Source organism: Sphingobacteriales bacterium (assembly GCA_016719635.1).
Lineage (GTDB): Bacteria > Bacteroidota > Bacteroidia > Chitinophagales > JADIYW01 > JADJSS01.
This window is the reverse complement of record JADJYT010000001.1, coordinates 67,724-93,062: the sequence shown is the minus strand read 5'-3', so window position 1 is coordinate 93,062 and position 25,339 is coordinate 67,724. Positions and strand designations below refer to the sequence as shown.

Annotated in this window: 22 protein-coding genes; 15 read left to right on the top strand and 7 right to left on the bottom strand. The window is 41.3% G+C overall.

What is annotated here, in order from left to right; all coding sequences use genetic code 11:
• Nucleotides 1-136 precede the first annotated feature (136 nt).
• The 3 genes from IPM95_00470 to IPM95_00460 all read right to left on the bottom strand — a co-directional run bounded on the left by IPM95_00470 (nt 137) and on the right by IPM95_00460 (nt 5,611).
• A complete protein-coding gene (locus IPM95_00470) occupies nt 137-1,501 on the bottom strand; it encodes a sterol desaturase family protein (protein MBK9327793.1) in 1,365 nt (454 codons plus the stop codon).
• A gap of 72 nt (nt 1,502-1,573) precedes the next feature.
• Nucleotides 1,574-4,666 carry a metallophosphoesterase gene (locus IPM95_00465; protein MBK9327792.1) on the bottom strand — a complete coding sequence of 1,031 codons (3,093 nt, stop codon included), beginning with the start codon at nt 4,664-4,666 and terminating at the stop codon, nt 1,574-1,576.
• A 45-nt stretch (nt 4,667-4,711) separates the two neighbouring features.
• Nucleotides 4,712-5,611, bottom strand: a complete 900-nt coding sequence (locus IPM95_00460) for a branched-chain amino acid transaminase (protein ID MBK9327791.1) — start codon at nt 5,609-5,611, stop codon at nt 4,712-4,714.
• A 176-nt stretch (nt 5,612-5,787) separates the two neighbouring features.
• Between IPM95_00460 and IPM95_00455 the strand changes: the two genes are divergently transcribed.
• The 6 genes from IPM95_00455 to IPM95_00430 all read left to right on the top strand — a co-directional run bounded on the left by IPM95_00455 (nt 5,788) and on the right by IPM95_00430 (nt 11,714).
• Complete coding sequence (locus IPM95_00455) at nt 5,788-7,272, top strand: NAD(P)/FAD-dependent oxidoreductase (GenBank protein ID MBK9327790.1); 1,485 nt, start codon at nt 5,788-5,790, stop codon at nt 7,270-7,272.
• Between the two features lie 101 nt (nt 7,273-7,373).
• Nucleotides 7,374-8,627: a M48 family metallopeptidase gene (locus tag IPM95_00450; GenBank protein MBK9327789.1), complete on the top strand. Its 1,254-nt coding sequence runs from the start codon at nt 7,374-7,376 to the stop codon at nt 8,625-8,627.
• Nucleotides 8,628-8,637: 10 nt separating this feature from the next.
• Nucleotides 8,638-9,912 (top strand): alkaline phosphatase D family protein, encoded by a 1,275-nt coding sequence (locus IPM95_00445; GenBank protein MBK9327788.1) that lies wholly within the window; start codon nt 8,638-8,640, stop codon nt 9,910-9,912.
• Between the two features lie 304 nt (nt 9,913-10,216).
• Nucleotides 10,217-10,525 (top strand): 50S ribosomal protein L21, encoded by a 309-nt coding sequence (gene rplU / locus IPM95_00440; GenBank protein ID MBK9327787.1) that lies wholly within the window; start codon nt 10,217-10,219, stop codon nt 10,523-10,525.
• A gap of 23 nt (nt 10,526-10,548) precedes the next feature.
• Nucleotides 10,549-10,797 carry a 50S ribosomal protein L27 gene (gene rpmA, locus IPM95_00435; GenBank protein ID MBK9327786.1) on the top strand — a complete coding sequence of 83 codons (249 nt, stop codon included), beginning with the start codon at nt 10,549-10,551 and terminating at the stop codon, nt 10,795-10,797.
• A 449-nt stretch (nt 10,798-11,246) separates the two neighbouring features.
• Nucleotides 11,247-11,714: a 23S rRNA (pseudouridine(1915)-N(3))-methyltransferase RlmH gene (locus tag IPM95_00430; GenBank protein MBK9327785.1), complete on the top strand. Its 468-nt coding sequence runs from the start codon at nt 11,247-11,249 to the stop codon at nt 11,712-11,714.
• Nucleotides 11,715-11,775: 61 nt separating this feature from the next.
• Here IPM95_00430 and IPM95_00425 read toward each other — a convergent pair whose 3' ends face one another.
• Both IPM95_00425 and IPM95_00420 read right to left on the bottom strand, forming a co-directional pair.
• A complete protein-coding gene (locus tag IPM95_00425) occupies nt 11,776-12,741 on the bottom strand; it encodes a glycosyltransferase family 9 protein (GenBank protein ID MBK9327784.1) in 966 nt (321 codons plus the stop codon).
• Complete coding sequence (locus tag IPM95_00420; protein MBK9327783.1) at nt 12,738-13,253, bottom strand: gamma carbonic anhydrase family protein; 516 nt, start codon at nt 13,251-13,253, stop codon at nt 12,738-12,740. Before IPM95_00420 ends, IPM95_00425 begins: the two co-directional genes overlap by 4 nt.
• 71 nt (nt 13,254-13,324) lie before the next feature.
• On the opposite strand from IPM95_00420, the gene IPM95_00415 reads away from it, so the two are divergent.
• The 9 genes from IPM95_00415 (at nt 13,325) to IPM95_00375 (ending at nt 20,946) form a co-directional block, all read left to right on the top strand.
• A complete protein-coding gene (locus IPM95_00415; GenBank protein ID MBK9327782.1) occupies nt 13,325-14,131 on the top strand; it encodes a transporter in 807 nt (268 codons plus the stop codon).
• Nucleotides 14,132-14,180: 49 nt separating this feature from the next.
• On the top strand, nt 14,181-15,050 hold the full coding sequence (locus IPM95_00410) for a hypothetical protein (protein MBK9327781.1): 870 nt from the start codon (nt 14,181-14,183) through the stop codon (nt 15,048-15,050).
• 71 nt (nt 15,051-15,121) lie between these two features.
• Nucleotides 15,122-15,466, top strand: a complete 345-nt coding sequence (locus IPM95_00405; GenBank protein ID MBK9327780.1) for a hypothetical protein — start codon at nt 15,122-15,124, stop codon at nt 15,464-15,466.
• Entirely contained in the window at nt 15,447-16,871 is a 1,425-nt protein-coding gene (locus IPM95_00400) for a DUF885 domain-containing protein (GenBank protein MBK9327779.1), read from the top strand. Before IPM95_00405 ends, IPM95_00400 begins: the two co-directional genes overlap by 20 nt.
• 240 nt (nt 16,872-17,111) lie before the next feature.
• Complete coding sequence (gene thrS, locus IPM95_00395) at nt 17,112-19,040, top strand: threonine--tRNA ligase (protein MBK9327778.1); 1,929 nt, start codon at nt 17,112-17,114, stop codon at nt 19,038-19,040.
• A 90-nt stretch (nt 19,041-19,130) separates the two neighbouring features.
• Nucleotides 19,131-19,652 (top strand): translation initiation factor IF-3, encoded by a 522-nt coding sequence (locus IPM95_00390; GenBank protein MBK9327777.1) that lies wholly within the window; start codon nt 19,131-19,133, stop codon nt 19,650-19,652.
• Nucleotides 19,653-19,774: 122 nt separating this feature from the next.
• A complete protein-coding gene (gene rpmI, locus IPM95_00385; protein MBK9327776.1) occupies nt 19,775-19,972 on the top strand; it encodes a 50S ribosomal protein L35 in 198 nt (65 codons plus the stop codon).
• A 71-nt stretch (nt 19,973-20,043) separates the two neighbouring features.
• Entirely contained in the window at nt 20,044-20,388 is a 345-nt protein-coding gene (rplT, locus tag IPM95_00380; GenBank protein MBK9327775.1) for a 50S ribosomal protein L20, read from the top strand.
• Nucleotides 20,389-20,466: 78 nt separating this feature from the next.
• The gene (locus tag IPM95_00375) at nt 20,467-20,946 is read left to right on the top strand and encodes a hypothetical protein (protein MBK9327774.1); all 480 of its coding nucleotides are present in this window, start codon (nt 20,467-20,469) and stop codon (nt 20,944-20,946) included.
• A gap of 6 nt (nt 20,947-20,952) precedes the next feature.
• On the opposite strand, the gene IPM95_00370 is transcribed toward IPM95_00375, so the two are convergent.
• Both IPM95_00370 and IPM95_00365 read right to left on the bottom strand, forming a co-directional pair.
• Nucleotides 20,953-22,260, bottom strand: a complete 1,308-nt coding sequence (locus IPM95_00370; GenBank protein ID MBK9327773.1) for a TolC family protein — start codon at nt 22,258-22,260, stop codon at nt 20,953-20,955.
• A complete protein-coding gene (locus IPM95_00365; protein ID MBK9327772.1) occupies nt 22,247-25,318 on the bottom strand; it encodes an efflux RND transporter permease subunit in 3,072 nt (1,023 codons plus the stop codon). Before IPM95_00365 ends, IPM95_00370 begins: the two co-directional genes overlap by 14 nt.
• Nucleotides 25,319-25,339 lie beyond the last annotated feature (21 nt).

Below are 25,339 nucleotides of genomic sequence, written 5' to 3'. Positions count from 1 at the left end.
ATAACTGAAGACAATTTTTATGAAAATTTGACGTTAAATTTATGTAAACTAAATGTGTACAATGTCTAAAAAAGTGAACATAGACCTGCACAAATACTTTGTGACTATCTTTTACATTGTAATGATAACCCTGTTTTTAGTAGTTACGTTTATTAAGTAGTACAAGGTTTTTGCGATACATTTTAGCTATTACCCATGTATAGGCTAACATTACTGTCGCTGTGGTAATAATAAAAATTGCCATTGTCAGATTTGAAGTGTTAGTAAAGAACATCCACAACCCCATCACCAATACGGACAGGAGTTTAAGCACCTCTGCATAATCCGCCCACTTTTTCTGTTCCATCAATGCAATATTCACGGCAAAGCTGACAGCTATCAATAATGCCAAAGGTAAAAAAAGTCCGATATTTAACGTTGCTTCAAAATATTGTACCAACAGGAACCCAGATAAGGCTGTAAAAAAAAAATTAAAAAACAGATAAACTGACTTTACAGCAGGCAACCGGATTTCTTTAGGCTTAGCAAGCAATTTTAGTTTCTGATATTCGCTTTCGATATCCAATGGAATAAATGCGGGTTTGTCAAAAAAAACCTTCCATTTATTGATGAATCCTTTTGTTTTAACCATCATCCGGAAGATATGCAAGTGATGATGAATATTTACCCATATTGGATTCTGTGTCTGCAAGGGTACCGTAATGCCATAATCGACTGCTTCCACTTCCGGCTCAAAAGTCCCGAAAACCTTATCCCAGACAATAAAAAATGCACCATAGTTTTTATCAATGTATTGCGGATTCTTACCATGATGCACCCGGTGATGAGAAGGAGTAGCCAGAATTTTTTCCAGAAGGCCTAATTTTCCGACAAGTTGTGTATGTACAAAAAACTGCCATATGAGACTGACGGCATACGCCATGATAAACAATTGCCAGGGAATTCCGAAAAAAGCCAGCGGCAGGTAAAAAATCCAGGTATAGATACTTTCAATGAAGGATTGCCGAAGCGCAACCGTATAATTGTATTCTTCCATAGAATGATGGACAATATGCCCTGCCCACAGGATATTTACCTCATGGGATAAACGGTGCAGCCAGTACTGGCAAAAATCGACCAACACCAGGATAAACAGCCAGACAATCAACATATACCAACTGACCTCAAGGAATGGAAACCGGGAAGACAGCATGAACGGAAAATCAATTTCCATCTCATTCCAGTGCAATAATCGCTGAATGGAATAATGCTCCTGAACAAACACGAATCCCGTAAAAAAAATAATCTTATTGAAAGCATCCGTCAGTTGCTGCAACAAAGCTATACTGATATTGATCAGAAACGTTTGGTAAGAATAATATTGTTTTCTTTTGTGATAACTGTATATAAATTCAACCAGGTTTCCAATGATAAAAAGGAACAGTATTATACTACCGGTAATCTGCAGATTCTTATCGTGCATAATTTCATTGAAATGCATAGCTGATCTTCCTGAATTCAAGATACACAAATAAAAATAAATAACAAAAACAAGCAAAATGAAAAGTAAGATGGATTTAGATAATCGTACACACTATTTTATAATATTTTTTTTCTCATCTTCAATTGAAACGATATAAAAACCATCGGGGAAATCATTTAATCTCAAAAGGTAGTGAGTGATGCCGTTTAGCAGGATGATTTCATCTTTGATAATGAGTTTTCCCAGTGAGTTATAAACCCTTATGAATGAGTGTTTACTTTTTTGACCGTAATAATCAATTTCAAACTCTCCGGATTGAGATGGATTGGGAAATGCATATATGAAATCAGCTTTGGCGGCAGTGTGGGCGACATGTGGTACTTCTATCTGTATCGTTTTTGAATAACTATACCCAAGATCATTGTTTAGTTGTTTCAACCGGTAATAATTTATTCCAGGGTCCGGTAATTCGTGTAAAAAACGGTAATGGCTCTCGGTTGAGACAGTACCATTTCCTGCCACTTGTCCTAACTCCGAAAAATGGATGGCATCCGTTGACCACTCAATGCTGTAGTAGGCATTGTTATACTCTGAGGATGTATGCCATTGCAGCAACACCTGATTTCTCAGATACAAATCAACTGAGAAACTCACTAATTCAACGGGCAGCTTCAACGCCTTTGTGACGATAAAGGAATCCCGCAAACAATTGTAATTATCCGTTACGGTCAGCGTATCAACATCCAAGCCGTCCGGCGATACACGTACCTGCCGGGTTGTGTTCCCAACGGACCAGCTGTAATCTCCGTTCCAGGAAGAAACCAGATTAATGCTGTCCCCTTCAAATATGGTATAGGCTTCTTTTTTGTTGACATCTTTCATCATGGTAAACCTGTCCCGGATAACGCCATCATTGCAGACCCATTCTGCATCCAGCCTGTTACCATTTACGGTTAATGCCAATCCGCCGCCTTGGGTATTATTTGAATAAGTCATTTCACTCATTGGCCAGCCCACTTGCTGGCCGCCCAGTTGTCCCGCAGAGCCTGCCACCACATAGACTGTACCTAAAGACAACGGTGATTTCTTGATGTATGGGCAGGAATTGGACGAATTATCATATTTTGCCGTTGAACTGCTTACCGTTTTCGTTGCCAGATTAAAGGATGCCGTATTCCCATAATGTCCGTTCAGTAAATAAGAACGTTCATACACGTGACTGTGCCCGCATAAAATCAGGTCGACTCCCATTCGTTCTAGAATACGGATAAAGTTCTGCCGGATGGCGATCAGGTCCGCTTCCGATTCGGACGAGTGCGACCCGAGTGTATACGGCGGATGGTGCCAGTAAGCAATTGTCCATTTTTGTGTATTTGCTGCCAAATCATTTTTCACCCAGACAGCCTGTGGGCCTAATGTGTCCCATATTCTGTAGGTATTTGATTCTTTTCCATAAGAATCCAGCGAAAGAAAATGAATATTGGCAAAATCAAACGAATAAAAGGCTTCTGTTCCGGAGGCTACACCGCCCGATTCGCCTGTCGTAGGCAATGTAAACATGTTATAGTACGGAATAGCATGGTCATTTTGCCTTGTGCCGTTATTGGCATAATCGTGATTGCCCGGAGCCGGCCAAAGGATTACGTTCCGCAATAAGGAATCCTGATAAATTGGGTAGAAATTATTGGTGTATTCCGCATCTGTACCGGAATTATAAGCATTGTCTCCCAACAACAGTATGGCATCCGTGTGTTTTCCGTCCATATAACTCATATAATTATTTCGGACATTCCGCTGATTTGATGAATTATTGCCACAATCGCCTATTGCCCATATCCGGGTAATCCGTTCTGTGCCTTTTAACGGAAGAGTATAAAAATAATAATCTGGTCCTGACCTTAATGTTTGAACCGCCGGACTCGAGCTTCCAACGGAATAAAAATATTTGGTATCGGGCAATAATCCGGATACCGATACATCATGCTCGGTTGTGAGTGCGGCATCGGTTACAGAAGACGTTAAACTACCGTCTGCCGTACCATAATTAACGATAGAATTAGAAGCGCTGCTGGTTCTCCACCGAACATGAACTGCATTCTGTGTGGCCATATTCAGGTATGGCCCTCGAGTGATATTGACAGTGCCGGCTATGTTCGCTTTCAGTTCTAAGTTAAAACTCAGATCAGAGCTGGTAACGGCTGTCTGGTGGACTTCCACGGCAATCGTATGATTACCGGTAGGTAATTGTGCCAATGTCAGATTGGTGGTGAGTGCATTATTTTCGTATGCTGAAGATGCCAATGTCAGATAGCCGATTGCACCGCCGGGCATATTGTTCCGGTATATTTCTGTTCCGTCAATATATACGACGATTCCATCGTCCGCCACCATGTTCATCGTAAAATCTGAAAACAGTGCCGTACTGCCTATGGTAATATTCTTACGAAAATAGGTGGTGACATATTTATTCGAAGCATTCCCGCCGTAACCAATCACAGTGGTTTCATCGCCATCACCATAACCTATTTCCCCATTTCCCGATGCCCAGGCTGCATCGTTAAAAGTGGTTGCAGTCCACGTGGTTCCCTGATTGGTTCCATTATCCAGGTATTTCCAGCTGCTTCCGAAACTGACAACCGTGGATTCATTCGCGACCAATTCCAAATCAAAGGTAAGATCGGAACTGGTTACATTCGTCTGATGCATTTCCACGGCAATCGTATGATTGCCTGAGGGAAGTTGTGCAATAGATAGTGTGGTCGATTGGGCTGTATTCCCGTCATCTGCGGCATTCACCGCCAAAGTGGTATAGTTAACCGCTCCTGCAGCAATATTACTTCTGAAAACCTCTGTCCCGTCAATATAAACAACAACACCGTCATCTCTTTTCACATTCAGGGTATAATCCAGATAGGTTGCCGTGCTGCCAATCGTAATATTTTTTCTAAAATAGGTGGTGATATATTTGGAAGATGCATTACCGCCATAGCTCACTACAGTTGTCTCATCACCATCTCCATACCCCAGTTGTCCGTTACCCGATGCCCACGATGCGTCATTAAATCCGGTACCCGTCCATGCTGTGCCCTGATCGGTGCCGTTATCCATATATTTCAAGGAAGAACCGTAAGAAATCAATGTAACATTAGAAAATGCGGTTTGAAAACAAAAAAGCAGTAAGAGAAAGCGGATAATTACTTTCATTGGAAACGGTTATACAAATTTAAGCATTTATCCGATGACTTATCGTTAAAAGTATTCAAGGAAGTTGGTATCTTTTCCAGATACGATACGTTTATAGCGGTTATGAAGCAAATGACCGATGGTATCCTCCCAGGCTAATTTCAGTTTATGTCCGTTGATGCTTTCGATTCCCGCCACTTCTGCTGCAGTACCGGTGAAGAAGGCACCGTCCGCCGTTATAACATCTTCCACGCCAAACTGCTTTTCGACCACCTCGATACCCATCTGTTTGGCAATGTCAATTAAAGTCGACCGGGTGATGCCCGGAAAAATATTGTGAACAGGCGGAACAATCAATTTTCCGTTCTTTTCCATAATAAAAGATGCACCCGGTCCTGTAACGATATACCCTTCCACATCCATTAACAAGGCATCATCATACCCACCTTGTATGGCTTCGCGCGTTGCCAGAATGGAATTGATATAATTTCCGGTCGCTTTGATATCTACCGGCATGGTTTTCGGATGCGGCCTTCTCCAGGAAGAGACCAGCACTTTTAAATTATTGGAAGGATAATAGCGATTCCATTTCCAGCAGGTCATCAGAATATTCGGTTTGTCGGCATCATGCGCGCGCAAGGTCATATTCTTATCCATAAAGACCAATGGTCGGATATAGGCCTCCCTCAAATCATTGCGTTCTATCAGTTCATAGGCGAAATTAATCATCTCCTGAACAGAATAAGGCATTTGAATATTCAGCTTTTCCGCGGATTTTGTTAAACGCTCAAAATGGCGTTTTACCTTGAAAATATGCGGCCCCTGCTGGGCGTTGTAGGCTCGCAGCCCTTCAAAAACGCCGTAACCGTAATGCAAGGTCTGATTAAATGGACTGATTCTGAAATCTTTTACATTTTTAAATTCTCCGTTAAAGAACAAGATAGATTTATCGTTGTGGTACAGCATATAAACTAACTAAAGCGAAATGATTGAAAGTATGAAGTTACAAAAAAGACAATAAATAAAAAACAGGATACGGCGAAATACCCTGATTCAGGCATTTTACAATTCAAATTATCTTATGTTTAAGAGCATAATAAAAATAACCTGTTACCTTTTGATATTCATTAGAAGCAGATGCAATGAAAAAAACAGACACAGAAGTCATCATCATTGGCTCCGGATTTTCCGGAATCGGTGCGGGTATTAAGCTGAAAGAAGCCGGTTTTTCTTTTCTCATTTTAGAACGGGAGAACGATATCGGTGGCACCTGGCGCGATAACCAATACCCGGGCGTAGCGGTAGACATCACCTCCTTTACCTATTCCTACTCCTTTGAGCAAAACCCCAATTGGAGCAGAGTTTTTGCGCCGGGTGAAGAATTGTTCCGATATGCCAATCACTGTGTTGACAAATATGGCATCCGCCAAAATTTAATATTCAACAGCGATGTAGAAAAAGCCTACTACGATGAATCCACCAAAACCTGGACTTTCCAATTAAAAAACGGCAAAACGTATACTTCAAACGTAGTCATATCTGCTACCGGCGCACTGACTGACCCTAAATTTCCCGACATTGAAGGGTTTGATTCCTTTACAGGAAAAGTAATCCATACCGCCAGGTGGGATCATTCGTATGATTTAACCAATAAGAAAGTTGCCGTTATCGGCACCGGCGCCACCAGCGTGCAGTTAGTTCCTGCCATTGCACCGATTGTCGAACAGTTGTACGTTTTTCAACGCACTCCCATCTGGATTTTCCCCAAACCCGATGCTGCCATTCCGGATGTCATTAAGGATGTATTTTCCAAGCTGCCGCTTTCTCAAAATACTGTCAGGAAACTTACCGATATACTTACACAAACCGTTATGGTGACCAGTGTCGTTAACTACAAACAATATCCATTCCTGATAAAATACCTGGAAAAAATCTGTTTGTCTAACTTGAAGCAACAGGTAAAAGATCCGGAAATCAGACAAAAACTAACCCCGAAATACGGTTTTGGGTGCAAACGCCCCAGCTTCTCGAACGACTTCTACCCAACCTTCAACAGAAAAAATGTTGAATTGATTACGGAAGGTATTTCAAAAATCACCGAAGACAGCATCATCACCAAAGATGGTTCAGAATATAAAATGGATACACTCATTGCCGCCACCGGATTCAATGTAATGAAGAATACGAATTACCTCAACTATCAACTATTCGGAAAAAACGGAAAAGAGCTGGGCGATTTCTGGAGTACCAACAGATTGCAGGCATACCAGGGCTGTTCGATGCCTGATTTTCCGAATTTCTTTATCATTTTCGGACCCTACGCCGCATCGGGATTATCGTGGTTTGATATGATAGAAATCCAACTGACGCATATCATGCGGGTGCTGCAGGAGAAAAGGCGCAGGAATACCGATTCGTTTGAGATCAAACGGGCAGAGCATGATAAGTACTTTCAATTTATCCTGAATCAGCAGCAAAACACGGTATTTCTTAACAACAACTGTGCATCCTCCAACAGCTATTATTTCGACAAGTTTGGAGATGCGCCCTTTCTACGACCACTGACAGTAGCCAAATCCAAAGAGATGAGCCGAACATCCGATTTGAATCATTATTTGTTTACCTAAGTACAACAGGCGGCTGGTTCAGCGCAAACGATTTACTGCTAAAATTGCTTTTATATGCAATATCATAGTATCCGTTCATTTAATCTGCCTATTTTTGCAGCATGCTTACACAAGGAACATCCCTTTTAACGATATTGATTCTCGCATTCGTCCTGTTTGATTTTTTATTGGAATTCATTCTGGATTACAGAAACTCCAAAACATGGGATAAGCCGATACCGAAAGAACTACAAGGTATTTATGATGCGGAAAAATATGCAAAGGCCAGAAATTACCACAAAGCGACAGAACGTTTAAGCCTTATCACTTCGGTATTCAGTACCGTTCTAATTGTTATCTTTCTGAGCATGAAAGGATTTGCGTTCGTGCACATTCAGATTGCAGCCATTACCACGTCACCCGTTCTGCAGTCGCTTATTTTCTTCGGACTGTTTGCCATCGTTTCAGACATCATTGGCTTACCGTTTGAACTTTACGGCATTTTTGTGATTGAAGAAAAATACGGTTTTAATAAAATGACCTGGAAAACCTATTTATCCGATAAAATAAAAGGATACCTGTTGGGAGGTGTGATTGGAGGGATTCTATTGAGTTTATTCGTATGGTTTTACGCAATAGCAGGCTCCACTTTCTGGATATATGCCTGGGGATTATTTACCGCTTTCACCATCTTCATCACATTGTTTTACACCACGTTGATTGTTCCCATTTTCAATAAATTAAAACCGCTGGAAGCAGGCAGCCTGCGCGAAAAGATTGAAGTTTTTGCGCAACAGGTCAGATTTCCCCTGACGAATATTTTTGTGATAGACGGCTCCAAACGCAGCACCAAAGCCAATGCCTATTTCAGCGGACTCGGCAGCAGGAAAACGATTGTATTATTTGACACACTCATCAATGAACAGACAGAAGAGGAACTGGTGAGTGTGCTGGCGCATGAGGTAGGCCATTATAAAATGAAGCATATACAGACCAGTATGCTGATTGGTGTTGCACAAATGGGTGCCATCCTGTATATCTTATCACTGTTCATCAATCTACCGGAATTATCGCAGGCGCTGGGTTTGCAAACAAACGCTCCTGTTTTTCATTTGGGTTTGATTGCATTCAGTTTATTGTACAGTCCTATATCCACCATTACGGGAATCTTTATGAATATGCTGTCGCGTAAAAATGAATTTGAAGCTGATAATTATGCAAAAGAAAATACAGGAACCGGCGAGCACCTGATATCCGCACTTAGAAAATTATCCGCGAATAACTTGTCCAACCTGAATCCGGACAAATGGTATGTGTTCTTTCACTATTCTCATCCGCCTTTGCTGGAGAGAGTCCGGAACCTGATGAAGCATTAATACGTTCAAGATGCACTTTAAAAAACCAGTCTACTTATTTATTACTTCATTATTTATACTCTTATACTTAAGTGTCTATTCTCAAAAATTAGTATCCAGCCCTTTCATCGGTCATACTGCCGAACAGGAAATCAGCGTATGGTGCCTGTTTAAGAAGGCTACGGTTGTTTATCTGAAAATTGACGGACAACCTGCAAGACCCTACTATTACCAAAAAGAACATTGTTTCAGAAAATACCTGCCGGTAAATGCCCGATTTGACGGATTAAGACCGAATCAATCTTATCCCATCCTATATTCTTTCGACAATCAACATTTCTTTCCTTTAATTACGGCACAGACAACAGCGGATACCATTCGAGACTTTTCATTCCTATCGGGTTCGTGCGCTTTTATCGGTACCGGATTCAACAGGGTGATAAAGCCATTCAACAGCCTGAAGATTTTTAAATCCATGAAAAATGACAGCAGTGATTTCATGATATGGCTGGGCGATAATTTATACTATGTATTGCAACGTCAGCATTACAAGGCACAGCTTAAACGAAACATCAAAACGCGATTGAACAAAAGGCTCCATTCGTTTTTAACATCACGGCAACAATATGCCATCTGGGATGACCATGACTACGGCACCAACAACAGTGACGGTACCTTTAAATACAAAGAGTCTGCTTTAAATGTGTTTCAACAGTTCTGGCCAAACCCCAAAAACGACTCGTTCAATTACTATACCTTCCGGCAACAGGATTGTCAGTACTTTATGCTCGATGACCGATACAATAAGGAACGTGAAAACAGCGTATTAGGCGACCAGCAACTCCACTGGTTGGAGAATGAGTTGCTACAATCCAATGGCACTTTCAAATTTATCTGTATCGGTATGCAGGCGCTGAACCCGTTAAGCACAAGAGAATGTCTGTATAAAACGACGGATGAATATAAGCGACTCATTGCTTTTATAAGGGAACGCCATATTTCAGGTGTCCTCTTTATTTCCGGAGACAGGCACCATGCCGAACTGATGAAAATAAATGAAACAGGTTTGTATCCGTTATATGATTTTACAACCTCCCCGCTGACGATGTATCCTGTCAAAATAGGAAAGAAAAGCGTTGAGTATGTAAATCCGTCTAAAATACCGGGCACTTATTTCCCCTCTTATAATTATGGGAAAATCAGTGTAACCGGACAGGCGGACAAGCGAAAATGTAAACTCGAGCTTAAAAACAAGAAAGGGACCCTGATCTGGTCTTACGACATCCTGGCCGATGAACTAAAATAAGAGGGCGGAATGGATATTCCGCCCGAACTAAATTGAATTGCCACAAGTTGATAAGAGAATAGAATATCGTTTTGGCACCAACGATTCTCAAATCTACAGGCTATTTTTCTTAAAAATAAATACAAATAAAGTCCTCTGTTTAGAAAAACAATAGAATATCAAGACACTAAATTCTGATTATCAACATATTACAAAAATTAAAATAACATCTTGTGTAAAAACTGTTGACTTAATAAAAAATCAACACTGCCTAGTTAAAAATCAGGAAAAAATAGCTATCTTTGCAACTCCAAAAAAGTAAATCATGTACGCAATCGTAGAAATAGGCGGTCATCAGTTTAAAGTAGCTCAGAATCAGGAGATTTTTGTTTACAAGCTGGATGGTAACGCAGGAGATAAAGTAAACTTTGACAAAGTGCTGATGGTATCAGGTGATGCCGGTGTGAAAGTAGGCAGCCCAACCATCAACGGAGCGGCTGTTACAGCTACCATCGTTGAACATACCAAAGGCGATAAAGTAATCGTATTCAAGAAGAAAAGAAGAAAAGGATTCAAAGTAAAAAACGGCTTCAGACAATCTTACACAAAAGTAAAGATTGATACGATAGCTTAATTACAAACTTAAAAAACAATAAGATGGCTCATAAGAAAGGTGTCGGTAGCTCCAGAAACGGTAGAGAATCACACAGCAAACGATTAGGTGTTAAATTATACGGCGGACAAGAGGCAATAGCCGGAAATATTATCATCCGCCAGAGAGGTACTAAATTCCATCCGGGTGATGGTGTTGGTCTGGGTAAAGACCATACAATTTTTGCATTGAAAGACGGAAAAGTGATGTTTAAGAAAGGATTTAAAGACAGAACGTTTGTTCATATAGCATAATATTCTGCTGAATGGTTATAAATGAAAACCCCGCAAATGCGGGGTTTTTCATTTACATAGTTCCATGGTCATTTTCTTACAACCCTGTACGCAACCTTTCCCGTTTCAGGGTCAATAACTTCGCCCACCTGTTCAGGTATATTGTGCTTGTCTTCTGAAGAATATGTCTGCAAATCACTCTGATAATTAAAATTAGTACTGTAATTACCCTCCTGACATCCGGTCAGTATAAGAAATACGAAAAGTGGGATTATGTTTCTAAGAGTAAATATTCTGTTCATACCTCTTAGATTTACTTAAAGGTATCATTTAAGTTGATTTATGTCAATACCTTAAACAAAAATAAATGTAATAATTTTACTCAAAATCTAAATTTTAACAAATAAAGCTGTTAATTCTCCTAATCTTTGCCAGATTTGGATTAATAAGTGTAAAAAAAAAGGCTAAAAATGAAAATAGAAATTTGGTGGATTGGAAAAACTTTCCAGGATTTTACCCATAAGGGTTATACCGAATTTCTGAAACGTATAGAACGATTCACCCCTGTCTCTATAATTGAAATTACGGATACAAAAGAACGATCCAATCCCGTGGCAGTCAAAAAAGCAGAAGCAGAAAAAATTCTTTCACGGTTGAAACAGGATGATTTTTTAGTTTTGTTAGATGAAAGAGGTAAATCGCTCACATCTGTAGAATTTGCACAGTTTATTGTCAAAAAAGAGAATCTGTCCACAAAAAAAATCATTTTTCTGATTGGCGGCGCTTATGGATTTGATGAAAAGGTATACGACAGAGCCAATGATAAAATTTCCCTTTCGAAAATGACCTTTTCCCACCAATTAATAAGATTGATTTTTATGGAACAATTATACAGGGCTTATACCATCATGCACGGATTTCCGTACCATAATGAATAATCTGCCTTATAGTGAATTAATTAACCCTGGGTTCTCGGAAGGATAAAACGACTTGAATTTCCTACAGCACATCTATCACCTTCTGCATATCCAAGTCCATCATGCATTTAAAATGGCCTTTGGGGCATCTGTCGAGTCCGTGTTTATGACAGGGCCGGCAAGACAACTGATTATTTTCTATAATGATGGAAGTCGTATTATTCATCAGATACGGTGTAAAACCCAATCGTTTTTCCGTTCCTCCCCAGATAGAAACAATGCGCTTATTAAATGCCGCTGCAATATGCATCATGCCGGTATCCGGTGTAATGACATATTTGGCCCGTTTGATTACCGCCGCAGACTGGTTGATATTATAACGGCCGCAGGCGCTGGAAATCTTAAACGGATCCATATTTTCCAGCTGCAAACCCATGTACACATCATCCGGACCTCCCAGCAACAGAATCGGAATTTTTATCTTACGGCACAATTCTTCCAGCTTTACCATTGGTATTTGCTTGGTAAAATGCTTCGCTCCCACCACTATTACGCAATAGCCGGCTAAATGGGTGAACGGCATCTGCTGCATCGTCACATTATCTTTTTCCGGAATAAAATAATCCAGCCCCTTTCCGTCGTTAATGACATGTAAGGGCGTGACTGCCGTAAAATAACGGTCCACCACATGATTATTCAGCAGATTTATTCTGAACTGCGTTAGCAGAAAACGTTTAATGCGTTGCTTATTGTACCGGTATGTTTTCGCCTTTAACGCGGCAGAAATCTGCCTGGAGCGGATGTTATCATGCAAATCGATGATAGCATCATACTTTTCCGCTTTCAGGGCAGGGATAACCTCATTTACATCCTTCTCTATGGCATATATTTTTGAAATTGCCGGATTCGCTTCTAAAATCTGCTGAAAATGCGATTTGGTCAGAAAGTGTAACTCACCGGACGGCAGCTGCTGCTTCAAACAGCGAACAACCGGACTCGTCAATACGATATCGCCAATAGAGGAAAAGCGGATAATCAAGATTTTCATTGACCTATATACATTTCTTTTTCTTTCAAATATTCATCCACACCAAACAGCACCCTTTCTTTTACTATTTCCACCGCCAGTGTCTTGACAATTTTGCCGGGTGTTCCGAGCACCATACTGCCATCCGGCACCACCATATTTTCAGTCACCAGTGCATGGGCGCCAATGATACAGCCATTCCCTATTTTGGCACCGTTCAGGATTGTGGCACGCATACCGATTAGATTGAAATTGCCAATTGTCGCACCATGAATCATGGCTCCATGCCCTATCAGATTATCCTCTCCGATAACGACCGGACCTCCGAAATCAACGTGCATGATAACGCCTTCCTGCACATTGGTCCGTTTGCCAATCGTGATGCTGTCAAAGTCGGCACGCAGTACCGCTCCAAACCAGATGGATACATCATCGTGCAACTCCACATTTCCCAGTACCCTGGCATTATCTGCAATGAAAACGCGGTCGTGTTTAAATACCTGTTCTTCTAATGTTTTCTGATAATAGCTCATGAATTAATAATTGATATAAACTTACAAAAAAAGTAAGCACTAAAACTAGTTCCTTTTTGTATTTTTATGCGATGAAAAAATATATACTGCTCCCACTGATTCTATTGACCGCATTTTATGTGTCTGCTCAGGATTCTGTTTACCATTATGCCAGCAGCCGACCTGGTTTTTACGAAGGATTCTTACTGGTACCGAAAGGAAAAGCGCAGATAGAAATAGGAGCTTCCTATAAAAACTATCTGAACCTCCATGAAATCCAGCACCCTCAGTTCTTTTTGAAATATGGTATCAGTCAGTATTTTGAATTACGGGTTCACGGTGACGCGACTACCTACAAATTCAGTGACAGTACAGCATCCGGGTTACATCCCGTGTATATTGGCATGAAAATAAAAATGATAGATGCCAAACGTTATGCACCGGGCAGTTCTTTTATCGGCGGACTAAGTGTGAATGTCATTTCCACCAAAAATTTCAAAACGAAATATGTTGCTCCCTATTTCAAAATTTGCATGGAGCAGTTTTTGCCTAAGAATTTCGGACTGGCATATAATTACGGGCTTGAATGGAACGGCGAAGATGCCAAGCCCACCTACTTATTCGCCCTCGCAAGCAGCTGGACAACAATGGTAAAAAAGACGGGGAATAGTCATCAGCAGATGAAATTGTTTTTGGAAGTGATTGGAATTTATCCGCATGGAAAACGCTTTGACGGGCGTGTCAATACCGGCTTTGCCTATCTGTTTAACAAGTGGCTGCAATTTGATGCTTCGGTCGGTGCTGGCTTTATCAAACAATCACCACGCTTCATCACCAGCATGGGATTGTCCATGCGTTTCCCGACTAAAGACAAAAAGAAAGCTGCAGGCTCAGAATAAATTCAACCGGGATATTGTATATTTCATCTGCGTTTAGTAGATTTAATACATGAAGAATAAGATTTTTCTTTTTACTGCATTTGTTCTCCTACTCAATTCCTGTCAAAAAACAGATACCCCTTTATTATCCGAACAGCAGATTGTTGTTTCCGGAAACGGCACCACCTTTTATAACGATGAGGATTACCTCGCTTTGCTGGAACTCTCCGATACGGCTAAAATCTATACCATCACGGAGCTGAAACACAGCATGAACGGAATGGTGGTGATCTTCAATAAATATAAAGACAGAGCCGGCTCTTTTCCTACGTTGTATAATGTCATCACCAATGTTGCCTATAACAGTCTCATTAACTCCACCTCTCCTTATGCCGACGATGGCAAAGCCTTCATGAATGAATTTGCCAAACATTATGTCCGCAATCTCCATTCCTATCTGCTCGGAGAAGCGATAGAACCGGCGTGGCAGAATTATTACCAACGAGTGGCTGACAACCAGAATTCCATCCTGCATCTGGCCATGTCAGGAATCAATGCACATATCACGTACGATATTCCATTTGTTTTACTGGACATACAGGCGAAAGATGAATTTAAGCTTGAATTCAAGGAATATACCGATTTCATCGCCGGAGCTTATCCGGAAGCGGCTGCAGAAATGCGGCTGCAGTACGATGTTAAAAATGCGGATGAAGCCTTTAAAATATTCGGCATCGGCGATTTCATAGATGGTATATTTGGAGCAGGTTTTACTACCCATGCAGTGGTGGATATACTGCGTACCGAATCCTGGCAGAGAGGCATGGATTTAATGCATGAAAAGAGAACTGTACAGCAGATGCATGCCATTTGCCTGCAATCCTTCAAAGAAAGAGAAGGAATCCTCCAGGCGGGCGACGATGCGAAATTGCTGAATTGACTTTTTTTTAGCACCCCTGTATTTAATATCTTTAATAATATATCCAATTTCATCATTCAATCATAAGTACAATGTCCAAACAATTACTTCTTGCTCTCCTGATTTCCATTTTATTATACAACTGCAATGGAAAAAATAAAAGCACTTCCGCTGACAAGGATTTTGAAGCTTTTTCCGAAAAATTCGTAACGGAATACCTGGACTGGCATCCGGCTTACGGCGTATATCTTGGGCTGCACCGTTATGACGGAAAAACAACCGACTACAGCAAAGCAGGTCTGGACAAACAACTGGAATGGCTGAAATCCTATGACACCCAATTAGCTGCCATAGACAGCAGCACGTTGAGCACCCCAAGCTATTTCGACTGGTGCCTATTGCGCAACGCCGTCAAAAATGACATCTTTTTATTTTGAAGATCTCGAAACCTATTCCAGAAACCCCATGACCTATGCCAACGCGGCGGATGTAAACATTTATATCAAACGCAATTTTGCTCCGCTGGAACAACGCATACAATCCATCATCAATATAGAAAACAAAACACCTGAAATCATTGCAGCTGCCAAAGCCAACCTGAATGACTCCCTTGCCCTTCCGTTTATAAACCTGGCCATTGACATTGCCAAAGGATCGGCTGGTTTCTTAAAAAACGAACTGGTGATGGCACTTCAAGATGTGAAGAATGATTCATTGATGAAAAGCTTTAATGAAGCGAACCGGAAAGCCATCGCAGCTATGGAAGATTACGCAGATTACCTGAAAAAAGAAAAATTACCCAAAGCACACAACCGCTATGCCATCGGTAATGAGAATTTCCAGAAAATGCTGCGATATGGCGAAGGTATTACCATGTCTACGGAAGATATTCTGAAAATCGGAATGGCTGAACTTAAAAAAGAACAGGAATCGTTCAATGCTGCCGCACATATCATTGACCCGAACAAAAAACCGGTGGATGTGTACAACGACATGCAAAAAGAACACCCGACGGCAGAGAGCCTGATACCCGATGCCGTCAAAAACCTGGAGTCTATCCGCCAGTTTCTGGTCGATAAAAAAATCATCACCCTGCCGTCCGAAGTGCGCGTAAAAGTGGAAGAAACACCCGTTTATGCCAGATCAACCAGTACCGCCTCCATGGATACGCCCGGCCCGTTTGAAGAAAAAGCGACGGAAGCCTATTATTATATCACGCCGGTAGATGCGAAGTGGACTGCTAAACAGAAAGAAGACTGGCTGGCACAGTTCAATTACTACTCTACGGACATCGTTTCGATACATGAAGCTTATCCGGGCCATTACACACAATTCCTTCACCTTAACGCCTCCAAGGCTTCCAAAATTCAGAAGATATTTGGAAGCTATGCCTTTACGGAAGGCTGGGCGCATTATACCGAAAAGATGATGATCGACGAAGGCTTTGGCAATAACGGCGACCCCATAAAAGCCGCGAAATACAGGCTGGGACAATCCGGCGAGGCATTGCTGCGCATTTGCCGCCTGTGTGTCTCCATCCATACGCACTGCAACGGTATGAATGTAGACGAAGCCACCCAATTCTTTATGCAAAACTGGTACCAGGGCGACAAGCCGTCGAGGCAGGAAGCGCTGCGCGGCACCTACGACCCGGGGTATTTGTTTTATACGCTGGGCAAACTGCAAATCTTAAAACTGCGCGAGGACTACAAAAAACAGGAAGGGAGCAATTACACCCTGCAGAAATTCAACGATGCCATGACCGACAACGGCATGATGCCGGTGAGTATGCTGAGAGAGATCTTGCTGAAAGACAAAAAAAGCTGGGGAGTGATATTATAGGTAAATACATATGAATCTTTACAAAATTGAACACCCAATGAAATGAAATATAATCTATAAAATCGATTAAAGGCTCTAATTCTGTTCTTTCTGAATTATAGGGCACTTACAACATACCTCCTATAAAAAAGTGAAAGACAGCAAAAGCATAGATATCCATTTGAATCATTAAATCATCATTTCTGCTTCCGGCACATCAAATCTGATTTCCTTTTCCTAAATTTGCACACTTTACATTTTATGAATATCAATATTACCTTTCCGGATGGCGCAGTAAAAGAATTTAATTCTGGTATTACCGCTTTAGAAATTGCCGGGCAACTTAGCAACAGTCTGGCCAAAAAAGTACTTGCAGCAGAAATTAACGGCGAAGTGCAGGATGCAACGCGGCCAATCAATGCAGATGCGACGTTGAAATTACTGACCTGGAATGACACGAATGGTAAGTCTACTTTCTGGCATTCTTCTGCACATTTATTTGCCGAGGCCATGGAAGCCTTATACAAAGATATAAAATTCGGCATCGGCCCTCCTGTTGAAAACGGTTTCTATTATGATATTGATACAGGTGATGTTTCCATCACTTTAGCGGATTTATCAAAGATTGAAAATAAAATGGCTGAGTTAGCCAACCTGAAAAGTGAATACAAACGCCAGGACATTTCCAAAGCGGATGCGATTAAGTATTTCGAAGAAAAAGGCGATGAATATAAACTGGAATTGCTGGAAGGATTGGAAGATGGTGAAATCACCTTTTACAACCAGGGAAACTTTACCGATTTGTGCCGTGGTCCTCATCTTCCCAATACAGGGCACATCAAAGCTATTAAATTAATGAAAATTGCCGGTGCCTACTGGCGCGGTGACGAAAAACGCAAGCAGCTGACTCGGATTTACGGCGTTAGCTTTCCCAATCAGCAGGAACTGGATGAGCATTTGCGATTACTGGAAGAAGCCGAAAAACGTGACCACCGGAAACTGGGGCAGCAGCTGGAATTATTTGCTTTTTCGCAGAAAGTAGGCTCGGGTTTGCCGTTATGGATGCCGAACGGTACGTTTGTAAGGGAGCAATTAACTGAATTTCTAAAAAAGGAACAAATAGAGAGAGGTTACCTACCTGTAGTAACTCCTCACATTGGTAAGAAAGATTTGTATGTGACTTCAGGACACTATGAAAAATACGGCAAGGATTCTTTTCAGCCGATTTTAACACCGGAAGAAAATGAAGAGTTTTTTTTAAAACCCATGAATTGTCCACATCACTGCGAAATCTTTAATCACATTCCAAAATCATACAAGGATTTACCTTATCGGGTGGCTGAATTTGGAACGGTTTACCGCTACGAACAAAGCGGTGAGTTGCATGGCCTAACCCGTGTCCGGGGCTTTACGCAGGACGATGCCCATATATTCTGCACCCCCGATCAATTGAAAGAAGAGTTTAAAACAGTAATTGATTTAGTTCAATTAGTTTTTGCCAAACTGGGTTTTACAGAATTTACTGCACAAATCTCTTTACGGGATCCGGATAATAAGGATAAATATATCGGATCGGATGAAAACTGGCTCAAAGCCGAGAATGCCATCATTGAATCTGCTGAAGAAAAGAATTTGAAAACAGTGACAGTGTGCGGGGAAGCCGCTTTTTACGGGCCCAAACTAGACTTCATGGTAAAAGACGTTATTGGCAGAAGCTGGCAATTAGGTACCATCCAGGTGGATTACAACCTGCCGGAGCGTTTCAATCTTGAATATATTGGTGCCGATAACGAAAGGCACCGTCCTGTGATGATACACCGTGCGCCATTTGGTTCTATGGAGCGTTTCATGGCTATTTTAATCGAACATTGTGCAGGCAATTTCCCGCTGTGGCTGGCACCGAAACAAATCGCGATTTTACCCATCAGCGATAAGTTCTTAGAATATGCGGTTACTGTTGCCACTGTGTTGAAAGCCAAAGGCTTCCGGGTGAAAATGGATGAACGGGCTGAAAAAATTGGCAAAAAAATAAGGGATGCCGAAATGATGAAGATCCCGTATATGGCAGTTATTGGAGAAAAAGAAGTGGAAAACAGTCAAATTTCAGCCCGAAAACACGGAAAAGGTGATATTGGCGCTTTTACTATTGAAGATTTTGCGTTACTTTTGTCAGACGAATTAAATAATTAACTAACCGAATAAATTAAATAAGGAGATTTTAAAAGAACTTATTTCATTTTCAATTAACACATTAGCTTGATACCTAAAAGACGACCATTTATTCCGAAGAAAAAAGAAACGGAACACCGATTAAACAGAGATATTCGCGTACCCGAAGTACGCTTAGTAGGCGAAGAAATTGAGCCGGGCGTTTATCTAATTGAAGAAGCACTTCGATTAGCCAAAGAACAGGAAGTAGATTTAGTGGAAATTTCACCGGAAGCGGTACCTCCCGTTTGCCGGCTGGTGGATTATAATAAATTCCTTTACGATAAAAAGAAGAAAGAAAAGGAAATAAAAGCAAAGCAGAAAAAAACGGAAGTTAAAGAAATCCGTTTCACGCCCAATACGGACGACCACGATCTGGATTTCAAGAAAAAGCACGCACAGAAGTTTTTACAGGAAGGCTCCAAAGTCAAGATATACGTTCAGTTTAAAGGCCGTGCCATTCAGTTTAAGGACAGAGGTGAACTGGTTTTACTCCAGTTTGCAGACAGCCTCAAGGAATTTGGCGCACTGGAAGCCATGCCCAATCTGGAAGGCAAAAAGATGATTGCCTATATCGCTCCGAAGAAAAAGTAACCTTTTACCCACCATTCGTGTATAATTTACCTTGATTTTACATGATGCCAGGTAAGTTTTCTGGAAAAAAGGTGTATCTTTGCACCCTATTTTACAGTTTTAATCGAAAAAAAGAAGATTCTATGCCAAAGATGAAAACGAACTCAAGCGCAAAAAAGCGTTTTAAATTGACCGGAAGCGGCAAGATTAAAAGAGCATGTGCTTATAAAAGACACATTTTAACTAAAAAAACGACTAAACAAAAACGCAATCTCACCGGTACCACTATCGTTAAAAAATGTGACGAAGGTAATATCAAGAGTTTGTTGTGTCTAAACTGATAAGAATAAGATAAAGACATAAGGCAAGGCATCGCCGATGGTCATATTGTTAACACTAAAAATAAAAAGCTATGCCACGTTCAGTAAATTCAGTTGCTGCCAAAGACAGAAAAAAGAAAGTATACAAACTTGCCAAAGGTTATTACGGAAGACGTAAAAACGTTTGGACAGTTACTAAAAACGCAGTAGAAAAAGGTTTGACCTATGCATTTGTAGGCAGAAAATTAAAGAAAAGAGACTACAGAAGCATGTGGATCGTCCGTATCAATGCAGCGGTTCGTCCTTTCGGGTTATCTTACTCTGTCTTTATGAAAAAAATAGCAGATGCTAAGATTGATATCAACAGAAAGGTGCTGGCAGATTTGGCGTTAAACGACCCAAAGGCGTTTGAAGCTATTGTAAATCAGGTGAAATAGGCCCCTTCAGCAATATATATCCATCCCGGCTAACCAGCCGGGATTTTTTTTGGAATATTTTTTGTAATTTTAATTTCCATGAAAACCATATTATTGCTTTCGGCTATTTTTCTTACAGGCTCCTCCTGTCTATTTGCCGGAAAAAAAAACATTGTCTTCCCTACTTTCTCGCTTCTTCGGATGGACAGCATCAATTATCTGACAAATGAAGACCTGGCTAAAAACAAAAACACGGTATTCATTAACTTCAGCCCAACCTGCGAACATTGCCAGCGTACCATAAACAGCATACTGGTAAACATATCCAAATTCGAAGAAACCCAATTTGTCCTATCCTCTTTTGACGACTTCTCGGTTATCCGCAGATTTTATTTTAACTACTTTTTAAATTCCTTCACGAATGTATTTATAGGAAAAGACATTGATTTTGCACTGACAAAACAAATCCAGTATTCCAGTTTTCCGTGTCTGGTTATCTTTGATAAGAATAATGTATGGAAAAAGACCATCCCGGGCGAAATAAATGCGAAAGATTTACTTAAAGTAATTGAGAAATAACTCAGATTACTTTATCAAGTCATTGCTCCATTTTCTCAATTCTATTTCAGCTATCTTTGCACCGTATCTGGCCGCTATAACACTATACAATGCTTCTTCATAGCTGCTTTGTGCCTGTTTCATTTCGACTGAATTGGATTGGTTTAAGCGAAATCTTTCCAACGCTATTTTTACATTCTCATCGGCAACAGCCACATTCTCTTCATTCAATTTCAGCATTTTCAGGGCATAATCATGGTTTCTGAATGCTGTAATTATTTTGGTCTCCAATTCGATTTTAAGCTGGGTTACCTTTATTTCCTGTGTGGCAATATCCACGGCTGAAGCAGCCAACTCCTTCTTTACGGTACCGCCGTTATATATCGGGATTATGGCGTTTACGCCTACGGTTGGTCCGTATGTTCTGTTAAATATCTGAAAGCCGGCCTTACTGTTATTTTGAGTAAAGCCATATCCGGTATTAAAATTAATGGATGGCATGCGTTGTGATTTGATTTCTTTATGCTGCAAACGGGTTATGTCGGCATATTTCTTAGCACGAAGTATTGAAAAATGCTGTGTTAGGGCGGTATCCTTTATCTGCTGCAAATTGGGTATATAACTCACTTGAATAGTATCAATGACCTCAAAAACAACCGAGGCATCTCTGGATAATAATTGGTTCAGCTGTGCTTTTGACTGCTGCAGGAGCGCCTCCTGTTTTAAGATATTGATTTGCTGTGAAGTTAAATCCACCCTGGCCTGTAAAAGCGGTGTCTTATCGCTGTAGCCCACCTCATATTTTTTCAGTGCTACTTTCACTCGCTCCTCCGAAATCTTGGCGGACTCCTGTAATGCTTTCAATTGCTGCTTTTGACGAACAACCTCATAATAAATATTCAGCACCTGAGCCATCGTATTTTGAATCTGTTCTTTTAACTGCATCTCTCCTATTGATTGCAAAGCCTGTAATCTGTCTTTGGTCGCAAACATTTTGAGTCCGTCAAAAACGGTCCAGTTGAGATTCAGGGACGCATTAAAACTGTTTACAGGCACCCAGTTCCTAACGACATCAGTACCCGAAGTGAATTTTTGATTGATATTATTTAGATTAAAAACATCTCCGGTTGTAACGTTGATTTTGGGCAGCATACCGGCGGCTCCTTTATGATTGTTTATTTTTGCAATTTCAGATTCATTTTTTGCTATAGCAATATCAAAATTATTGCTGATTGCCATGGTGACTGCCTCTTCCGGAGTCAGCAAATCCTGTGCGTCCAGTTGGATGGAGAGAATAAGTGATAAAATGGTACAGATTAATTTATAGTTCCTCATGTGCAGCAATGGTTTTAAAACGTGACATAAATAAATACATCGCAGGAATAACAAACAAGGTGAGTACCAGTGAAAACAGAATACCACCTATCAGTACGATTCCCAGTGAAACCCTGCTCTGTGACCCCGCATTAAATGCAACAGCAATAGGCAACGCACCTAAAGCCATCGTTAAACTGGTCATCAGGATCGGGCGCAATCGCATGGCAGAAGCTGTAATGACCGCTTCCAGTTTATCATACCCTTCTTTCCTTTTCTTATTGGCAAATTCCACGATTAAAATACCATTCTTGGTAACCAGGCCAATAAGCATAATCATACCAATCTGGCTGAAAATATTGAGGGACTGATTAAATATCCATAAGGATAAAAGCGCACCGGCCAGCGCCAACGGAACGGTAAGCATGATAATCAACGGGTCAATGAAACTTTCAAATTGGGCCGCTAAAATCAGGAACACCAGGATCAGTGCCAGAATGAAGGCAAACATCGTGTTGGATGAACTCTCTGCAAAATCCCGGGAAGAACCGGACAAGGATGTGGTAAAAGAATTATCCAGTGTTTTTTGGGCAATACGTTTCATCTCATTGATACCATCTCCCAATGTTTTACCCGGGGCCAATCCCGCTGAAACGGTAGCGGATTTATATCGGTTATAATGATACAATTGAGGTGGATTCGCCTGTTCGGCAATATCCACCAGATTATCCAGCTGTATCAGTTCGCCGCTCTTATTGCGCACATAAATGCTTTTCAGGTTATCCGGATTGGAGCGCTGGTTTCTCTCCACCTGCCCTACCACCTGATACTGCTTCCCATTCATGGTAAAGTACGAAAAGCGCCTGCCGCTCAATGCGAACTGCAGGGTTTGAGCGATATCCATAACAGAAACCCCCAGCGCATTGGCTTTTTCTTTATTAATCTGAATATTCAGTTCGGGTTTGTTGAATTTCAAATTGACATCAAACCCCATGAATACCGGGCTTTTCTGAACTTCATCCATGAAAGCCGGAAGAGCACCCCTGATTTTATTGAAATCAAAATTCTGCAGCACAAACTGCACGGGCAATCCAAAGCGGGCTGAACCTACAGAAATGGTTTGCTCTTCAATGGTAAATGCCTTTCCGGCATTAAACCCTGACAGATTCTTATTCAGGTACTGTGCGATATCACTCTGACTTCTCGTACGCAACTGGGGCTCTTTGAGACGAAGCCTCATGAAACCGGTGTTAACAGCACCGGAGCCTGCAAAGGCAGGCGCTGTCACACTTAAGAGGATATTTTTTTCCGGAACGGAATCCATGATAAAGTTGGAAACATTGTCTACGTAATTCTGCATAAAATCATAGGAAGTCCCTTCCGGTGCGGACAACGAGACCCGCAGTACGCTTCTGTCCTCCAAAGGGGCCAGCTCCGATGGCAAATTTTTACCGATTAAAAATATCAGTGCGAAACAGACTCCAATAATCAACAATGCCACCCACCGTACTTTCATAAATGAACGAAGCGAATCCATATAGCCTTCATCTAAGTACGTAAAGAACGGTTCCGTCTTTTTATAAAACCAGGACTGCTGATGAATTTCTTTAGCCAGTTTCACATTTAATACAGGCGTCAATGTCAGAGAAACGAAAGCAGAGATCAGTACCGCCCCTGCCACCACCATACCAAACTCGCGGAACAGGCTTCCCACAAACCCCTGTAAAAAAAGGATAGGCAGGAAAACGACTGCCAATGTGAGTGAAGTTGAAATGACAGCAAAGAATATTTCTTCCGACCCTTCCCTTGCCGCTTTCATTTTAGGCACACCGGCTTCCAGTTTTTTGAAAATATTTTCAGTAACCACAATTCCGTCATCTACCACCAAGCCGGTAGCTAATACAATACCCAATAATGTCAGTACATTGATGGTATATCCAAAAATATACATGATGAAGAAAGCGCCGATTAAGGAGACCGGAATATCGATCAACGGACGCAAGGCTATCAGCCAGTCACGGAAAAAGAAATACACCACCAGCACCACCAATACAATGGCAATGAGCAATGTCTCTTTTACTTCTGCAATGGATTTTTTCACAAAAACCGTAGAATCCAAGGCGATATTAAGCTGAATATCTTTTGGCACTTCCGTTTTTATCTGTTCATACCGTTTGTAGAATTCTTCAGAGATGGCAACATAGTTGCTGCCCGGTTGAGGCACGACAGCCAATGCTACCATCGGAATGGCACTTTCTTTCAGACTGGTTTCTTCATTTTCCGGTCCGAGTAGGGCGTAGCCGACATCCTTCAGGCGAATGGATGCGCCGTCGATATTTTTTATCAGCAGATCATTGAATTCCTCTTCGTTGGTTATTTTCCCCAGCGTTTTAACCGTCAAGTCTATACTGCTGCCGGTTATCTTTCCGGATGGCAACTCCACATTCTCCGCATTCAGTGCATTCTGAACATCGAGCGGTGTCAGTCCGTAAGCGGCTAATTTCTGCGGATCAATCCACAATCTCATGGCATAATTTTTCTGCCCCCATATCTGCACACTGCTCACACCCGGAATGGTCTGCAGACGTTCCTGCAAGGTGTTAACGGCATAATCATTCAGCTGCAAAATGTTTCTGGTATTGCTCTGCACGGTCATGGAGATAATGGCATCCGAGTTCGCATCCGCTTTGGAAACTACCGGCGGTGCATCGATATCCTGCGGCAATTGCCGGACCGCCTGTGATACCTTATCCCGCACGTCATTTGCAGCGGTTTCCAGGTCCGCGGCTAAATCAAATTCAACCGTGATAATGGAAGAACCCTGATTGCTGGATGAGGATACGGTACGGATACCTTCTACCCCATTAATAGCTTTTTCAAGCGGTTCCGTGATTTGCGTTTCAATAATTTCCGCATTCGCACCTGTATAATTGGTACGCACGGTAATGACAGGCGGATCGATAGAAGGATATTCCCGGACACCTAAAAAATTATACCCGATTACACCGAATAAAATGATAACGATATTGAGTACTATCGCAAAGACCGGGCGCCGTAAACTTAATGAAGGTAATCCCATGTTGAGTTGCTTATGATTAAA

What these genes read in the sequence shown, in the direction of transcription:
- IPM95_00465 (MBK9327792.1), bottom strand. Translation starts at nt 4,666, where the DNA reads ATGAAAGTAATTATCCGCTTTCTCTTACTGCTTTTTTGTTTTCAAACC.
- IPM95_00460 (MBK9327791.1), bottom strand. Translation starts at nt 5,611, where the DNA reads ATGCTGTACCACAACGATAAATCTATCTTGTTCTTTAACGGAGAATTT.
- IPM95_00455 (MBK9327790.1), top strand. Translation starts at nt 5,788, where the DNA reads ATGAAAAAAACAGACACAGAAGTCATCATCATTGGCTCCGGATTTTCC.
- IPM95_00450 (MBK9327789.1), top strand. Translation starts at nt 7,374, where the DNA reads ATGCTTACACAAGGAACATCCCTTTTAACGATATTGATTCTCGCATTC.
- IPM95_00445 (MBK9327788.1), top strand. Translation starts at nt 8,638, where the DNA reads ATGCACTTTAAAAAACCAGTCTACTTATTTATTACTTCATTATTTATA.
- rplU (MBK9327787.1), top strand. Translation starts at nt 10,217, where the DNA reads ATGTACGCAATCGTAGAAATAGGCGGTCATCAGTTTAAAGTAGCTCAG.
- rpmA (MBK9327786.1), top strand. Translation starts at nt 10,549, where the DNA reads ATGGCTCATAAGAAAGGTGTCGGTAGCTCCAGAAACGGTAGAGAATCA.
- IPM95_00430 (MBK9327785.1), top strand. Translation starts at nt 11,247, where the DNA reads ATGAAAATAGAAATTTGGTGGATTGGAAAAACTTTCCAGGATTTTACC.
- IPM95_00425 (MBK9327784.1), bottom strand. Translation starts at nt 12,741, where the DNA reads ATGAAAATCTTGATTATCCGCTTTTCCTCTATTGGCGATATCGTATTG.
- IPM95_00420 (MBK9327783.1), bottom strand. Translation starts at nt 13,253, where the DNA reads ATGAGCTATTATCAGAAAACATTAGAAGAACAGGTATTTAAACACGAC.
- IPM95_00415 (MBK9327782.1), top strand. Translation starts at nt 13,325, where the DNA reads ATGAAAAAATATATACTGCTCCCACTGATTCTATTGACCGCATTTTAT.
- IPM95_00410 (MBK9327781.1), top strand. Translation starts at nt 14,181, where the DNA reads ATGAAGAATAAGATTTTTCTTTTTACTGCATTTGTTCTCCTACTCAAT.
- IPM95_00405 (MBK9327780.1), top strand. Translation starts at nt 15,122, where the DNA reads ATGTCCAAACAATTACTTCTTGCTCTCCTGATTTCCATTTTATTATAC.
- IPM95_00400 (MBK9327779.1), top strand. Translation starts at nt 15,447, where the DNA reads ATGACATCTTTTTATTTTGAAGATCTCGAAACCTATTCCAGAAACCCC.
- thrS (MBK9327778.1), top strand. Translation starts at nt 17,112, where the DNA reads ATGAATATCAATATTACCTTTCCGGATGGCGCAGTAAAAGAATTTAAT.
- rpmI (MBK9327776.1), top strand. Translation starts at nt 19,775, where the DNA reads ATGCCAAAGATGAAAACGAACTCAAGCGCAAAAAAGCGTTTTAAATTG.
- rplT (MBK9327775.1), top strand. Translation starts at nt 20,044, where the DNA reads ATGCCACGTTCAGTAAATTCAGTTGCTGCCAAAGACAGAAAAAAGAAA.
- IPM95_00375 (MBK9327774.1), top strand. Translation starts at nt 20,467, where the DNA reads ATGAAAACCATATTATTGCTTTCGGCTATTTTTCTTACAGGCTCCTCC.
- IPM95_00370 (MBK9327773.1), bottom strand. Translation starts at nt 22,260, where the DNA reads ATGAGGAACTATAAATTAATCTGTACCATTTTATCACTTATTCTCTCC.
- IPM95_00365 (MBK9327772.1), bottom strand. Translation starts at nt 25,318, where the DNA reads ATGGGATTACCTTCATTAAGTTTACGGCGCCCGGTCTTTGCGATAGTA.